Consider the following 14,768-nt stretch of genomic DNA (forward strand, 5'->3'; position numbering starts at 1 on the left):
CCTGTAGTAGTGCGTGTCGTTATTGCGGTCGAGCGAGGGCGGGTACGTACCTGCGCAGCACGAGGTACATCTCGCACCCGAGGCACAGGCCCAGCGCCGCGTTGAGCAGTGCTGCCACCAGTGCGAGACCGGTTGCCACCATGCCGAGCGTGGTGAAGCCGGTGGCGTAACCGAGGGTGCCGATCAGTGCGAAGACGAAGCCGACACCTTGCGCGAACCGCAGCGGGGCGGCTTCCTCGCGTTCGGTGGTCGGGGTCAGGCGTGGCTGGATCGCGTAGCGGTAGACGTGACCCCACGGGTTCAGCTTCAGCGAGATGAACGCGCACATCGCGAAGAGCACCGTCTGGGCGGCGAGGAGCCGCCACCAGCCGGTGAGCAACACGATCGCGAGGATGACGGTGGTCATCCAGGCGGAGAAGCGCGGTCCGCGCGGGTCTACAGGGGAGTCCTTGGGCACGACGACCTCCGGGCATGCGGACGAGGGGATTCAGTCCGTCAGAGGTAGCTGATGGGCGTCAAGCAGCCCGGTTCAGCTCGTCGTGCGACACAGGCTGCTGCGCGTGCGGCACAGGTCAACCGCGCGTCGCTTCGTGAGCAGCAAGGTCATGCCAGCGAGGGTAGCCCTCAATCCCTCGGGGCGGGAGGTATGTCCATCTGGTGGAACAACGCAGGTTCACCCGACTGGATTAGGGCAAATGCGGTCGCAGCGCCGCCAGCAACGAGTCGCGTTTCGGCACGCCGCCGACTCGCAACACCTCGGTGCCGTCCGACGTCAGGGCGAGCGTCGTGGGGGTGCGCATGACGCCGAGCCTGGTGGTGACGTCCGGGAGGTTCGTGACGTCGAGCTCGGCGTGGGTGAGGCCGTCCGTGCGGTCGGCGAGGTCGCGGAGGACCACCTTCGCGTGCCGGCACGGCGCGCAGAACGTGGTGGAGAGCTGGACCAGCGTCACCCCCGGCGCGAGCAGGTCGCGCACGGGGGCGGGCAGGTCGATCGAGTCCTTAGAACGGGAGATGCGGCCCTCGCGGACCTTGAGCAGCACACCGATCGCGCCGGCCACGGCCAGCGCGCCCAGCAGCGCCCACACACCAGTCATCGTTGGACCAACGGTACATCCGCGACCTCGCCGGACAGCTTGAACGAACCGCTCTCCACCTCGACGGCGGTAGGCGTCGCACCGAACGGCAGCGTGCCCGGGTCGATCTTGATCGCGAGCGCCTGACGCAGCTGCGGGATGATCTGCTTCAGCGAGGCGTCGTCCAGCACGATGTCGTCGATGTTGATCTGGATGGCACCGCTGACCAGTGCGATCTGGCCGTACGCGGTGAGCGTGATGACCTTGCCGGCGACGTTGGTCTGGCCGGAGAGCTTCACCGCGGCGGTCGTCTTGGGCACCAGCGGGTCGGCCGGGGTCTGCGTGGCGACGCGGTTGTCCGGCTCGATCGAGAGCTTGTCGAACGGCGTCACCTGGTTCGCCAGCCGGTTCAGGTCCATCGCCTTGATCCGGACGCTGCCCTTGACGGTGTCGATGGTCGCCTTGGAGACGTTGCCCGCGAGCAGGTCCGCGAGTTCGACGCGGGTGTGCAGCAGGTCCGCCTCGACGTCGAGGTCGCGCAGGTCGACGCCCTGCTGCTCGTTGCGGATCGGCACGCCGTACGCGCGGATCTCGACGTGCCGGTAGTCGCCGCGCAACGCCTGCACGGTGAACGGGAACCCGTTGATGCGCACCGACGGGTCCTCGTTGAGCTGCAGTTTCTCCCGCATCCGCTGGGCGATCTGGTACTCACCGGCCGCGGCCAGCGCGAAGTCGGCGGCGACGAGCAGCACGCCCAGCACGATGACCGTGATGATGAGGAACTTCCCGCGACGGGACTTCTTCTTTCGCGGCCGTGCCGGGGTCTGCGCAGTCATTCCTCGTCCTCGACGTTAACGGCGATCCATGCCGCCATCCGGTCTACCAGGTCTGGAGTCGCGGCCGATTCCGCGTGCCGCATGCCGGGTTCGATCCACAACTCGGCATGTCCGGAGGACGCGCGGTGCAGCGACCTGGCGTGGTCCACGGAGAAATAGTGGTCCAGGTCACCGTGCACGATCAGCAGTGGGGTCGGTGTGATGCGTCCGACCACCTCGAGCGGACTCTCCGGCGCTTGTACCCAGCTGCCGCCGAGCCGAACCCCGAGCGCCCGTGCCGCGAGCTTGCCGTGCGGTTGTTCCAGCAGCCAGTGGACCCGGCGCATGGGAGCGGTCTCGCGTGACCACCACCGGGCGGGCCCGCTCACCGAGACCACCGCGTCCGGCCTGGTCTCCCCCAGCACCGCGTGCCGCAGGACGATCGAGGCACCCATCGAGAACCCGACGGTCGCGATCTTCGAGTACCCGAGTTCGCGCGCCTTGAGGACGGCGGCCTCGATGTCGTGGATCTCCTCCGCGCCCACCGCGGAGCGTCCTTCGGAGCGTCCGTGCCCGCGGAAGTCGAACGCGACGACGCCGGCGTTCCTGGACAGTCGGGCAAGCACACGGGAGACGTACGGCCTGCGCACGTTGTTCGTGAACCCGTGTCCCACAACGAAAGCGACGTCACTTTCACTCTTGTAGTGGACGCCGTGCAGGCGCACTCCGTCGTGTGACACGGATGTAACAGGCGTGACGCTTGTGGAAACAAGTGTGAGCACGGCTTCTTGACCTGGGACTTTCTCGGGGTGCACCGGTATTGTCTCCGTCATCCGCAGGCAACGGGGCCCGGTCACCGTACGCCGCTGGTCTGGTCCAGGTGACCGTCCACGGCCGATTTGGAGGGCGCCGCGATGAGTATCGACGTGCTTCTGCTGACGACAGACCCGGACCCGGAGGCGGTGCTTCCGGCGCTGGCTCTGCTTCCCCACGCCGTGCGCCCCTTGCGCCCCGAGGTCTCCGCGCTTCTCGAGGCCGGTCCTCACGACATCGTGCTGATCGACGCCCGCACCGACCTGGTCGGCGCGCGCTCGCTGTGCCGTCTGCTCGACTCGTCCGGTGTGGACGTGCCCGTGGTGGCCGTCGTCACCGAGGGCGGTCTGGTCGCGGTCAACTCCGACTGGTCCGTCGACGAGATCCTGCTGCCGAACTCCGGCCCCGCCGAGGTCGACGCCCGCCTGCGCCTGGTCCGCTCCCGCCGGGGCACGACCGCGCCCGGTGGCGACGGCGCGATCCAGCTCGGCGACCTCGTGATCGACGAGGCCACCTACACCGCGCGCCTCAAGGGCCGTCCGCTCGACCTCACCTACAAGGAGTTCGAGCTGCTCAAGTACCTCGCGCAGCACGCGGGCCGGGTCTTCACCCGCGCCCAGCTGCTGCAGGAGGTCTGGGGCTACGACTTCTTCGGCGGCACCCGCACGGTCGACGTCCACGTGCGACGGCTGCGCGCCAAGCTCGGCCCCGAGCACGAGGCGCTCATCGGCACGGTCCGCAACGTGGGCTACAAGTTCGTCCGCCCGCCGCGTCCCGGCTCGCCGCGCCGTCCGGCCGAGATGGCCGAGGTGGAGATCGACGACTCCGCTCGTGTCCTGGATGAGCGTTTGATCGCGCGGTAGGTTCGCCTGTGTGGCGCAACTGAGCTGGTTCGAGGAGCTGACGGCCGACCAGGCCGCCGAGGTGACGGGTCTGCTGGAGGCGGCCCAGGGCACCGATGGCGTGGCCCCGGTCGGCGAGGCCGTGCGACTGCGGATGCGCCCCGGCGCGACCGGCAGCAGGCACCTCCTCGCGCATCTGAACGGCGAGCTCGCCGGGTACGCACACGTCGACCTGATCGGTGACTCCGGTGGCAACAAGGTCGCCGAGTTCGCCGTGCACCCGAAGCACCGCCATCAGGGCGTGGGAGAGGCGCTGGTGAAAGCGCTCCCGCAGGAGTCACTGCGGATCTGGGCGCACGGCGGCCACCCGGACGCCGAGAAGCTCGCGGAGAAGCTCGGTTTCCGCAAGGTGCGCGAACTGCTGCGGATGCGGCTGCGCGTCGAGAACGACCTGCCGGAGCCCAAGCTCCCCGAGGGCATCACGATCCGGCCGTTCGTCCCGGGCAAGGACGAGGCCGCGGTCGTCTACGTGAACCACCGCGCGTTCGACTGGCACCCAGAGCAGGGCGCGATGTCCATCGAGGACGTTCGCGCCAAGGAAGACGAACCCTGGTTCGATCCCGAGGGCTTCCTGCTCGCGTTCGACGCCGACGGCAGGCTGGCCGGCTTCCACTGGACGAAGGTGCACACGCCCGAGCTGGGTGAGGTCTACGTCGTGGGCGTCGACCCGGACCGCCAGGGCGGTGGCCTGGGCAGGGCGCTCACCCTCGCCGGGCTGCGTCACCTGCGCGAACAGCGCGTCAAGGAAGTCATGCTCTACGTCGAGTCGGACAACTCCGCGGCGGTCCGCGTGTACACGAAACTCGGCTTCACCCTTTGGGACGCCGATGTCCAGTACGCCCGGTAGTCAACGTAGCGTCACAAAACGCATACGCGCTGGTCACGCCTTCACTCTTTTGGTGGTGTGGCCCGTCACTTCCCGTTCGGTGTTCACCTCCCGTTCACCCTGACTAGGCGGGTTGTCCATTCTGGCTACCTACCTTCCGTAGCGAGCGGCGGCGTCCGTCGCGAACCGCTAATGCTTTCCGCAAGGTGGAGGACCAAGGTGAAGATCCAGCGGCACGGTGCCGTTCTCGGCCTCGTCGCGGCCAGCGCGCTGCTGCTCAGTGCGTGTGGCAGTGACAACAACGCGCCGACGGGTGGCACGAACACCTCGTCGAACGCTGCGTCTGTCCCGGTCGAGTGCGGTGGCAAGACCAAGCTCAACGCTGAGGGCTCCTCTGCGCAGAAGAACGCGGTCGACGCGTTCGTGCAGGCCTACCAGGCCGCCTGCCCCGGTGTGGACCTCGCGTACAACCCCTCGGGCTCCGGCGCGGGCGTGAAGAACTTCAACGCCGGCCAGGTCGACTTCGGTGGTTCGGACTCCGCGCTGAAGGAAGGCGCCGAGACCACGGCCGCCGCCAAGCGTTGCCAGGAGAACCCGGCCTGGAACCTGCCGCTGGTCTTCGGCCCCGTCGCGGTCGGCTACAAGGTCTCCGGGGTGGACAGCCTCGTGCTGGACCCCAAGACCACCGCCGCGATCTTCTCCGGCACGGTCAAGAAGTGGAACGACCCGGCCATCAAGGCGCTGAACGGCTCCGCGTCCCTGCCGGACAAGGACATCACGGTGATCTACCGCTCGGACGAGTCGGGCACCACGGACAACTTCCAGCAGTACCTGGAGGTCGCCGGCGGCTGGACCAAGGGTGACGGCAAGCAGTTCAAGGGTGGTGTCGGCGAGGGCAAGGAGAAGTCCGCCGGTGTCGCTCAGGCCGTCGGCTCCATCGACGGTGCCATCACCTACGTCGAGTGGTCCTTCGCCCAGGACAACAAGCTCTCGATGGCCAAGATCGACTCCGGTGCCGGCCCTGTCGAGCTGACCGCCGAGTCGGCCGGCAAGGCCATCGACGGTGCGAAGATCAAGGGCGAGGGCAACAACCTGGTGCTCGACCTCGACTCGATCTACGGTTCCAAGGCTGCCGGTTCGTACCCGCTGCTGCTCGCGACCTACGAGATCGTGTGCTCGAAGGGCTACGACGCCGACACCGCGAAGGCCGTCAAGGCGTTCCTCACGGTGGCCGCGACCACGGGTCAGGCTCAGCTCGCCGACGCGGGTTACGTGCCGCTGCCCAAGGCGTTCCAGGAGAAGCTCCTGACCGCCGTGAAGGCGATCGCCTGAGGTTGATGCGAGACTTCGGCCAACGCTGACGCGATGAACGATCCCGTCGTGGCCAAGCGCCCCGCCGGTTCCGGTGCAGCCGGAGCCGAGCGGGGCGCAGCGGCTGCTCCCCACGCCTCGGAGGCTCCGATTCCCCCGACACCGGAAGCTCCAGAAACCACCAAGGCACCCCACGTCCGGCCGGGTGACCGCATCTTCCGCGGCCTGGCGACGGGGTCCGGTGTCTTCATCGTCACGCTCATCGCTGCGATCGGCCTGTTCCTCATCGTGCAGGCGATCCCGTCGCTCGGGCTGGACAACGTCAACTTCCTGACCAGCCGCGAGTGGAACACCTCGGACCCGACGAACCTGCGGTTCGGCATCCTGGACCTGCTGCTGGTCACGATCGTCATCTCGGTCCTGGCGCTGTTGATCGCCATGCCGATCGCGCTGGGCATCGCGCTGTTCCTCACGCAGTACGCGCCGCGCAGGCTCGCCAGGCCGTTCGCCTACGTCATCGACCTGCTCGCCGCCGTGCCGTCGATCGTCTTCGGTCTCTGGGGACTGTTCGTGCTCGGTCCCGTGCTGTTCCCGTTCTCCGAGTGGCTGATCGCGAACCTCGGCTGGATCCCGATCTTCGCCAAGGGCAACGTGAACGTGCAGCTCGGCGGCACCGTCTTCACCGCGGGCATCGTCGTCGCGGTGATGATCCTGCCGATCATCACGGCCGTCAGCCGCGAGGTCTTCGAGCGCACGCCCACGATGCACGTCGAGGGCGCCATCGCGCTCGGCGCGACCAAGTGGGAGGTCGTGCGCACGACCGTCCTGCCGTTCGGCAAGGCCGGTTACGTCAGCGCGTCGATGCTCGGTCTCGGCCGCGCACTCGGCGAGACCATCGCGGTCATGATCATCCTGAGCACGGCGACGTCCGCGTTCGGCTGGTCGCTCTTCGACGGTGGCGCCACCTTCGCCTCGAAGATCGCCCTGGCCGCGCCGGAGTTCAACGACCCGCGCTCGGCCGGTGCCTACATCGCGGCCGGTCTGGTGCTGTTCGTGCTGACCTTCGTCGTGAACGCCATCGCGCGCTCGATCGTCGCCGGCCACAAGGAGTACGAGTGAGCACGAACCTCGCTGACCCGACGCGCCTCGCGACGCCGCCGACGTTCCAGGCGGTCAGCGTGTCCCGCCGGATCAAGAACGGCTTCGCCACCGCACTCGTGTGGGGCGCGTTCCTGATCGCCGTCATCCCGCTGGTGTGGGTGCTCTACACCGTCATCCAGCGCGGCTTCCCGGTCATCCTCGACGGGGACTGGTGGCAGAAGTCGCTGTCCGGCCTGCTCGCCCGCCAGGAGGGCGGCGGCGCGTACCACGCGATCTACGGCACCCTGATCCAGGGCCTGTTGTGCGCCGTCATCTCCGTGCCCATCGGCATCATGATCGCGATCTACCTCGTCGAGTACGGCGGCCGGTCGAAGCTGTCGAAGGCCACGACCTTCATGGTCGACATCCTCACCGGTGTCCCCTCGATCGTCGCGGCGCTGTTCGTCTACACGGTGTGGATCACCTACGCGGGCTTCGGCCGCAGCGCGTTCGCCGTGTCGCTCGCCCTGGTGCTGCTGATGGTCCCGGTCGTCGTGCGCACGACCGAGGAGATGCTCAAGATCGTTCCGGACGAGCTGCGCGAGGCCTCCTACGCGCTGGGCATCCCGAAGTGGAAGACGATCGTCAAGATCGTCATCCCCACGGCGCTGTCCGGCATCCTGACCGGCATCATGCTGGCCCTCGCCCGCGTCATGGGCGAGACCGCGCCGGTGCTGGTGCTCGCGGCGTACGCCCCGTTCATCAACTACAACCTCTTCGACGGTCCGATGGCCTCGCTGCCGTTGATGATGGTGAACGAGCGCAACAACCCGACGCAGGCGGGCTTCGAGCGCCTGTGGGGCGCGGCGATCACGCTCGTGCTGATCATCACCCTGTTCAACCTGCTGGCGACCGTGATTTCGCGGACGCTGGCGCCGAAGACGAAGTGAGCGGGCGGACATGGCCAAGCGACTCGACATCAAGGACCTGAACCTCTTCTACGGCAAGTTCCACGCCGTGGAGAACGTCTCGCTCGCGGTGCCGCCGAAGAACGTCACCGCGTTCATCGGCCCCTCCGGTTGCGGCAAGTCGACCGTGCTGCGGTCGCTCAACCGCATGCACGAGGTCGCCCCCGGCGCTCGTGTCGAAGGCAAGGTGCTGCTCGACGGCGAGGACATCTACACGTCCACAGTGGACCCGGTCGAGGTGCGCCGCACCATCGGCATGGTGTTCCAGCGCCCCAACCCGTTCCCCACGATGTCCATCCGCGACAACGTGGTGGCCGGGCTGCGGCTCGCGGGCATGAAGGACAGGAAGAAGCTCGACGAGGTCGCCGAGCGCTCGCTGCGCGGCGCCAACCTCTGGAACGAGGTCAAGGACCGGCTCGACAAGCCGGGCGGCGGCCTCTCCGGTGGTCAGCAGCAGCGTCTGTGCATCGCGCGTGCCATCGCGGTGCAGCCCGACGTGCTGCTCATGGACGAGCCCTGCTCGGCCCTGGACCCGATCTCCACGCTGGCGATCGAGGACCTGATCACCGAGCTGAAGAAGGAGTACACGATCGTCATCGTGACTCACAACATGCAGCAGGCGGCGCGCGTGTCCGACCAGACCGCGTTCTTCAACCTGCTGGGTGTCGGTCAGCCCGGACAGCTGATCGAGGTGGACGACACGGAGAAGATCTTCTCCAACCCCAGCCAGAAGGCGACCGAGGACTACATCTCCGGCCGGTTCGGCTAAATTCGCGGGTTGCACTAAGTTGCTGCGGGTGAGCCCGCAGAGCAAGAGCCGCAAGAAGAAGCAAGGCAAGGCGCCCGGCCGCAGGCCCGAGCAGCAGTCCCCGTACGGGGCGCTGCTCGAGTCGGCGGCCGCGGTGCGTTCCGAGTCCTGGTTGCTCGCGGACGCCTGGGCGAGCGAGCTCTACGCGACGCTCTGGCTCGCCGGATCCGGCACCGCGCCGTTGATCGAGGCGCTGCAGGCGATGGACGACCCCGCGGCGCTCACCGCGTTGCGCGCGCTGGCCGGCGTGGGCTCGGAGGAGAACCGGGCCGCCTCGTACGCCGCGGCGGAAACCGTTGCGGCACGCGGCATCGCCGAGCCGGACTGGTATGTCGCCGGCACCGTCCCCGACTTCCGGGACGCCTTCCTCGTCACGAACCTGCTGGGCGACGTCGAGGTCATCGCGATCACCCAGGAACGCGCCGGCGTCGGCGAGACGGTGCTGTTCATGCGCCAGCCGGTGCTCGGCGCCACCGCGATCGAGCTGTTCTCGACGCCGGACGAGGGCACCGTCGCGTTGCTGGAGGACATGATCGCCTCCACGCCCGACGCGTTCCGTGACGAGATCACCCCCTTGAGCGCCACCGGCGTCTACGACCGCGTGTGGCCGGACATCGAGCAGTTCTGGGAGGACGGCCCGGACGAGGAGGCCGAGGAGGGCCTCATGGGCGAGGAGGACGTGCGGCACCCGGTGCAGCTCATCGCTCTCGCCGACGCCCGCGTGAGTGCGTTGGTGCCCAAGGAGTACGAGATCCCCGCCGTCGGTCCGGAAAGGACGGAGGAGGTCGTCGGAGCGTTCCTGGCTTCGGAGCACGGGATCGCCGACGTCGAGGCCGCGCGGGCGTTCGCGCGGATCGTCGTTTCCGCGGCGGTGGAACAGAACCGGGATCCCGTCGTCTACGGGCCGGCGTCACTGACCGCCGTGCTGATCCTCAACGTGGCCGCGAAGCTGCACGTGTCCGACGCGGACCTGGCGCTGCTGCCCGAGATCGTGCGTGCTTGGGCGTACTTCACCGTGGACGCACGGGATCTGCCGCGCGACGAGGCGCGGGCGGTGTGGGACGAAGAACTGCCCACCGTGCTCGCCGAGTTCTCGGAGGCCTACGCCGATCCGGAGCTGGTGGCAGAGCGCGATGGGCAGTTTCGCTGATTTCTGAAGGGGAAGCGCGGCGCTTAGAGGTTGTCGTCGCCACCGTAGCCGGGCATCCGGCCGGTGACGACGAAGACCGTGCGCTTGGCGACCGACACCGCGTGGTCGCCGAAGCGCTCGTAGAAGCGGCCGAGCAGCGTCACGTCGACCGCGGCGGGGACGCCGTGCTGCCACTCCTTGTCCATGATCACGGTGAACAGGTGGCGGTGGATGTCGTCCATCGCGTCGTCCTCGTCCTCGAGGCTGCGCGCACGGTCGACGTCCTTCTCCCGGATGATCGACGCGGCCTCGTTCGCGAGCTTGACCGCGATCCGGCCCATCTCGGTGAAGTACGGCTGCACGTCCTCCGGCAGCGCCGACGCCGGGTGCCGGCGACGCGCGGCCTTGGCCACGTGCAACGCCAGGTCGCCCATGCGCTCGACGCTCTCGGCGGCGTGGATCACCGCGAGAACGGTACGCAGGTCGGTCGCGACCGGTGCCTGCAGTGCGAGCAGCGCGTACGACTGCTCCTCGATGCTGGAGCGGACGTCGTCGACCTTCTGGTCACCGCTGATGACCTGCTCCGCCAGGCCGAGATCTGCCTGCAGCAGGGCTGCGGTCGCGTTCTGCATCGCCTCGGCGACCATGCCGGTCATGTCGGCCAGTTGGTCGGCGAGCTGTTCGAGCTGGTCATGGTAGGCCTCGCGCATGGCGCTCAGCCTACGTCCCGACCGTCGCGGCAGCGACATGCCAGGATGAACCCGAGGTGAACCCCAGGCGAATCACTTCGCCGCGCAGGGGTCCTGTGCGGCGTTCACAATGGACAGATCGGTGCCGGGCTGACCTTGCGTTTGTCCCTGCGGAGTGCCTTGCGGGCTCCCCGCCTTCGGTGCCTGGACCTTGTCGTCGAAGCCCTTGCCGATCACCAACTGGATCGCTCCACCCATCTCGGGCGATTCGACCAACTCCGCGCCGGGCACCGCGGCCTTGAGCGTCGCGGCCTTGTTCTCGTTGCCCTTGGCGAACTTGATGATCGTCTTCGGTGCCTGCTCCGGCGCGTTGTCCCGCTTGACGACCTTGAAACCCTCTCGCACCAACGCGTTTGCCGTCCTGGCGACGGCGCCGTCGTTCGCCGAGTCGCCGTTGAGCACCTGGATGCTGACCTCCTTGGGGTCCACCAGGGTGCCGGGCTGCTGGGCGGGAGCGTTGGCGTCGCCGGGCTTGGGGTCGGCCACCTTCTCCTGCGGCAACGGCGTTCCGTCGATGATCGTCTGGAACAGCGCCTTGACGTCGTCGTCCTTGAGCCGCTCGATGTTGTCGTCCGGGTTGTTGATCAGCTTGTTGTCGTCGGTCCAGTGCGGCATCGTCACGAACGACACGCGGCCGGCGTCGAGGCTCTGCAGGGAGTTCGCGAGTTCCAGCAGCGAGGCGACGTCGATGTTGTCGCCGACCGTGGACTTCGTGAGCGCGTTGATGAAGTTGTTGAGCTTGCTCGGGCTCAGCAGCACCTCGTTCGACAACGCGCCGCGCAGCATCGACGAGAGGAACTGCTGCTGCCGCTTGATGCGGTCGAAGTCCGTGCCGCCGTCGCCGGCGACCGTGCGGGCGCGCACGTACTGCAGTGCCTGGTCGCCCTGCAGGGTGTGCTTGCCCGGCTTGTCGATGATGACGCCGAGCTTCTCGTCGACGATCTTCGTGGGCGTGCAGATCTCCACGCCACCGATGGCCGTCGACATCTCGCGGAAGCCGACGAAGTCGATGCTGATGAAGTGGTTGATGTTGAGGCCGGTCAGCTGGGTCATCAGGTTCGCGACGCACTCGGGTCCACCGTCGTTGTAGACGGAGTTCGCCATGACGCCCTTCTCCGGCGCCAGCGGGCCCGCGTACTGCGCGTTGTCCGGGTTGTAACTGCGGCAGGCGGGACGGTCGACCCGCACGTCACGCGGCAGCGACACGATGACCATGCGCTTACGGTCCTTGGGGATGTGCGCGAGCATGATCACGTCCGACCGCGCGCCACCCTCCTGCGCCTGCGAGCCGACGTTGTCGCCAGGCTTGGCGCCCGCCCTGGTGTCCGAGCCGACCAGCAGGAAGTTCTCGTCACCGAGCTGCTTCTCCGCCTGTTGCACGGCCTGCGAGTTGCCGCCCAGCGCATCGATCTTCGGGATCCTGGAGTCGGCCCACTGCATCGCGGCCCAGCCGATGCCCGTCGACGCGAACACCACGGCCGCGGCGGCGATCGCCCCGATCCTGGCGGTGCGCATCAACTTGCGCTGCTGCGGCGTGCGGCCGGTGGGACGCTTCTCGCCGTCCTCGTCCTCGGGGACGACGGGTTCGGCGAACTGGGTCGCCTCGTCGACGAGGTCTCCCTCTTCGCCGTCCTTGACCCACGGCATGAGCTTGGCGCGCCGCTCCTTGCGCTGGCGCTCCTGCTCGAGCAGTTCGTCGTGCACCGCGGAGAACCGCGCGAGAGTGTGGTCGACCTCGCGACGTTTCTTCACGTCGTCGCCGATGGCCTCCATCTCGGTGGTGAGGCACAACGGGTCCATCTCTTCGCGCTTCTCGACCTTGGCCACACCCGCCGCGGGGGCGATCTGGGTGGCCTCGGGACCCGGCGCGTCGGCAACGGGTTCGCCGAGCCGGTTGGCGAGGCTGCCGGGAACCGGGCGCGGACCACTCGACTCTGCCCGTGGGGGCATCGGCCGGGGACCGCTCGACTCCGCGCGCGACGGCATCGGCTGCCTGCCCGTCATGTCCCCGTTCGGGGGCATGGGGCGGCGGCCGGTGCTGTCCGGCCCCTCACCCGGGGCGGGAGGACGCGGAACGCCGGTGGAAGGCGGTGCGTCGCCCGGCAGGAAGCGGCGAGGTGCGCCGGCCGCGGGGCCTTCCGGCGTCCCTCCCGGAGCGGGAGGACGCTGGAGGCCGTTGGGCTGCGGGATCTCACCGGGAGCCGGCGGACGCGGGAGGCCGTTGGACGACGGCGCGTCACCCGGCAGGAGCCTGCGCGGCGGTGCTCCGCCTGCGTCGGGTGCCGGTCGGCGGACAGCGCCGCCGGCCAGACCCGCCTCAGGCGCACCACCGGGCGCGGGACGCCGCGGGATGCCGTTCGAGGAAGGCGCGTCGCCGGGAGGCATCCGCCGCGGGTCGCCGGGAGCCGGCGGCCTGGGCATGCCGTTCGAGGTGACGTCGGGCGCCGGTGGGCGCGGGATGCCGTTGGACGACGGGGCGTCGCCAGGGGCGAGCCGGCGCGCCGGAGGCATTTCGCCTGGTGCGGGGCGCCGGACGGGACCGCCTGGCTGCTCGCCGGGCACCGGGCGGCGCTGCATGCCCGTCGCGTCGGGCCTCGGTCGCTGCCCGGTCTGGGCTGGACCCTGGGCCGGGTTCTGGGCAGGCCTCGGCCGCTGTCCGGTCTGCTCACCAGGCACGGGACGCGGACGCGCGCCGGGCTGCTGGACACCGTTCGGCTCGGCGGGGACACCGGGCCCGCGCCGCCTGCCGGTCTGGTCGCCGGTGAAGTTCTGCGGGGCGGCCTGCGGGCGCGCGCCCGTCTGCTCACCAGGCCGATGAGCTGCGGGCGGCTGCTGCCGCGGTGCCTGAGGAGGTTGCTGCGGGTGGGCCGGGGGATCAGGCAGTGCACGCCTGCCCGCGGCCGCGGGTGGTTCCGGCAGGGCGCGCCTGCCTGTCGTGGGTTCGTCGGGCGAGCCTGGCGGGACGGGCCGGGGGATGTTCGTCCTGCTGTGCTGCTCGATGAGGTCCGAGACGCTCAGGCCCCCAGAGCCTTCCATCGAGCGACGTCTACGGCCGGTCGGCTGGTCGTGCTGGGGATCCTGATCACCACGGGAAGAGGGGCCGCCACGTCGGGGGTCGTCGGGCACCCAATCTCCCTTCTGGGTCAGAAGCAAAGCGGTTCGTCATTACGAAGTGACGACGACCGGGACACAAGGGTTGCATCACCGGGCGTGTCAGTTGCGCCCGCGATACTACGGATGTACCCGACTTCTGACGACCACTCCGGGTGATACAGCTGCGATCCATACGCGATTACGCGCAGTCCGCTTGCCCTGAACGGGTGAGCCAGCTCACTCAGTAGTAACCGAGAACACGTGTCTCGGTGATCGCACGCCTGCCCGAGGCAGCACCCGCGAGTCGAACCCGTCCGTCGGCACGGTACGCCACCGCGTTGCGTCCGGACTGCTTGGCCGTGTACAGGAGACTGTCGGCCCGCAGCAGTTGCTGCTCGGCGCCGACCGCCGGACGTTCCGGCGCCTCGTCCGCGGCCGGTTCGTAGGCGAGGCCCGCGCTGACGGTCACGCGCAGCCCCGGTGCGACGTCCTGCCACGCGTGACGCTCGACACGTTCGCGGGCCGCCTCGGCGATCTCCACGGCGGTAGCGGCGTCCACGCGGGGCAGCACGAGCACGAACTCCTCGCCGCCGTAGCGGGCGCAGAAAGCGCCCTCCGGCAGGCCCTGCTGCAGCAGTTCGACCACTCGCTGCAGCACCCGGTCACCCAGAAGGTGGCCGAAGGTGTCGTTGACCTGCTTGAACCAGTCCAGGTCGATCAACGCGATGGCAAGCCCGTGCCGGCACGCTCCGTGTTCGGTCAGCAGGTCCATCAGCCGTTGGTCGAGGTAACGGCGGTTGTAGGAGTCGGTGAGGCTGTCGCGCAGGCTCTGCTCGCGCGCCTCGGCGTGCTCCCGGCGCAGCAGTTCGACCTCGCGGCGCAGCTGCTCCGGAACGTGCGGCTCCTCGACCTGATCAGCATGGACGAGGTCGAGCGCGGAACGCAGGTGCCGGTACGCCTGGCGCCACTGACCGCGGGAGGCGAGCAACGTCGCGATGGACTCGTGTAGCGCCACCAGGCCAGGACCCTGCTTGTCGACTGGGGCGTCGGCCTGCTGGGTCTCTGCGGTCTCGGGTCGCAGTGCGGTCATCGCGGTCACCTCCTTACCTGCCAGGTGTCGTCCCCTAAGAGGCGGCGCTTGAGCTAGAAGGACGTGTGGAGGTGGGATTTCCCCCTTCCGGTTGACCGTCAGCTGCTCCGA

15 protein-coding genes are annotated in these 14,768 nt (G+C 68.7%); 7 read left to right on the plus strand and 8 right to left on the minus strand.

Annotated elements, in window-relative coordinates; all coding sequences use genetic code 11:
* Positions 1-19: 19 nt before the first annotated feature.
* The 5 genes from IG04_RS0118190 to IG04_RS0118205 form a co-directional block, all read right to left on the minus strand.
* Positions 20-457 carry a DUF4395 domain-containing protein gene (locus IG04_RS0118190; protein ID WP_030477859.1) on the minus strand — a complete coding sequence of 146 codons (438 nt, stop codon included), beginning with the start codon at positions 455-457 and terminating at the stop codon, positions 20-22.
* 72 nt (positions 458-529) lie between these two features.
* A complete protein-coding gene (locus tag IG04_RS48970; RefSeq protein ID WP_360045477.1) occupies positions 530-607 on the minus strand; it encodes a putative leader peptide in 78 nt (25 codons plus the stop codon).
* A 79-nt stretch (positions 608-686) separates the two neighbouring features.
* Positions 687-1,094, minus strand: coding sequence for a thioredoxin family protein (locus tag IG04_RS0118195; RefSeq protein ID WP_030477860.1), 408 nt, complete (start codon positions 1,092-1,094; stop codon positions 687-689).
* The gene (locus IG04_RS0118200) at positions 1,091-1,909 is read right to left on the minus strand and encodes an LmeA family phospholipid-binding protein (protein ID WP_030477861.1); all 819 of its coding nucleotides are present in this window, start codon (positions 1,907-1,909) and stop codon (positions 1,091-1,093) included. Before IG04_RS0118200 ends, IG04_RS0118195 begins: the two co-directional genes overlap by 4 nt.
* On the minus strand, positions 1,906-2,628 hold the full coding sequence (locus IG04_RS0118205; protein WP_245816303.1) for an alpha/beta hydrolase: 723 nt from the start codon (positions 2,626-2,628) through the stop codon (positions 1,906-1,908). Before IG04_RS0118205 ends, IG04_RS0118200 begins: the two co-directional genes overlap by 4 nt.
* A 174-nt stretch (positions 2,629-2,802) precedes the next feature.
* On the opposite strand from IG04_RS0118205, the gene IG04_RS0118210 reads away from it, so the two are divergent.
* The 7 genes from IG04_RS0118210 to IG04_RS0118240 all read left to right on the plus strand — a co-directional run bounded on the left by IG04_RS0118210 (position 2,803) and on the right by IG04_RS0118240 (position 9,746).
* Positions 2,803-3,564, plus strand: a complete 762-nt coding sequence (locus tag IG04_RS0118210) for a response regulator transcription factor (RefSeq protein ID WP_030477863.1) — start codon at positions 2,803-2,805, stop codon at positions 3,562-3,564.
* 10 nt (positions 3,565-3,574) lie between these two features.
* The gene (gene mshD / locus IG04_RS0118215; protein WP_030477864.1) at positions 3,575-4,450 is read left to right on the plus strand and encodes a mycothiol synthase; all 876 of its coding nucleotides are present in this window, start codon (positions 3,575-3,577) and stop codon (positions 4,448-4,450) included.
* A 198-nt stretch (positions 4,451-4,648) separates the two neighbouring features.
* Complete coding sequence (gene pstS / locus IG04_RS0118220; protein ID WP_030477865.1) at positions 4,649-5,761, plus strand: phosphate ABC transporter substrate-binding protein PstS; 1,113 nt, start codon at positions 4,649-4,651, stop codon at positions 5,759-5,761.
* A 33-nt stretch (positions 5,762-5,794) separates the two neighbouring features.
* Positions 5,795-6,859 (plus strand): phosphate ABC transporter permease subunit PstC, encoded by a 1,065-nt coding sequence (gene pstC, locus IG04_RS0118225; RefSeq protein WP_030477866.1) that lies wholly within the window; start codon positions 5,795-5,797, stop codon positions 6,857-6,859.
* Entirely contained in the window at positions 6,856-7,770 is a 915-nt protein-coding gene (gene pstA / locus IG04_RS0118230; protein ID WP_030477867.1) for a phosphate ABC transporter permease PstA, read from the plus strand. The genes pstC and pstA overlap by 4 nt, the downstream gene beginning before the upstream one ends.
* 10 nt (positions 7,771-7,780) lie before the next feature.
* Positions 7,781-8,557, plus strand: coding sequence for a phosphate ABC transporter ATP-binding protein PstB (gene pstB, locus IG04_RS0118235; protein WP_030477868.1), 777 nt, complete (start codon positions 7,781-7,783; stop codon positions 8,555-8,557).
* Positions 8,558-8,585: 28 nt separating this feature from the next.
* Positions 8,586-9,746 carry a hypothetical protein gene (locus IG04_RS0118240; RefSeq protein WP_030477869.1) on the plus strand — a complete coding sequence of 387 codons (1,161 nt, stop codon included), beginning with the start codon at positions 8,586-8,588 and terminating at the stop codon, positions 9,744-9,746.
* Between the two features lie 23 nt (positions 9,747-9,769).
* Here the strand turns inward: IG04_RS0118240 and phoU are convergent, their stop codons facing one another.
* From phoU to IG04_RS0118260, 3 genes are all read right to left on the minus strand, one after another.
* Positions 9,770-10,435 carry a phosphate signaling complex protein PhoU gene (gene phoU / locus IG04_RS0118245; protein ID WP_030477870.1) on the minus strand — a complete coding sequence of 222 codons (666 nt, stop codon included), beginning with the start codon at positions 10,433-10,435 and terminating at the stop codon, positions 9,770-9,772.
* A 72-nt stretch (positions 10,436-10,507) separates the two neighbouring features.
* Positions 10,508-13,510, minus strand: coding sequence for an LCP family protein (locus IG04_RS48630; RefSeq protein WP_144065402.1), 3,003 nt, complete (start codon positions 13,508-13,510; stop codon positions 10,508-10,510).
* Between the two features lie 298 nt (positions 13,511-13,808).
* A complete protein-coding gene (locus IG04_RS0118260) occupies positions 13,809-14,657 on the minus strand; it encodes a GGDEF domain-containing protein (RefSeq protein WP_030477872.1) in 849 nt (282 codons plus the stop codon).
* Between the last annotated feature and the right edge of the window lie 111 nt (positions 14,658-14,768).

This window comes from Lentzea albidocapillata (assembly GCF_000719115.1).
GTDB lineage: Bacteria > Actinomycetota > Actinomycetes > Mycobacteriales > Pseudonocardiaceae > Lentzea > Lentzea albidocapillata.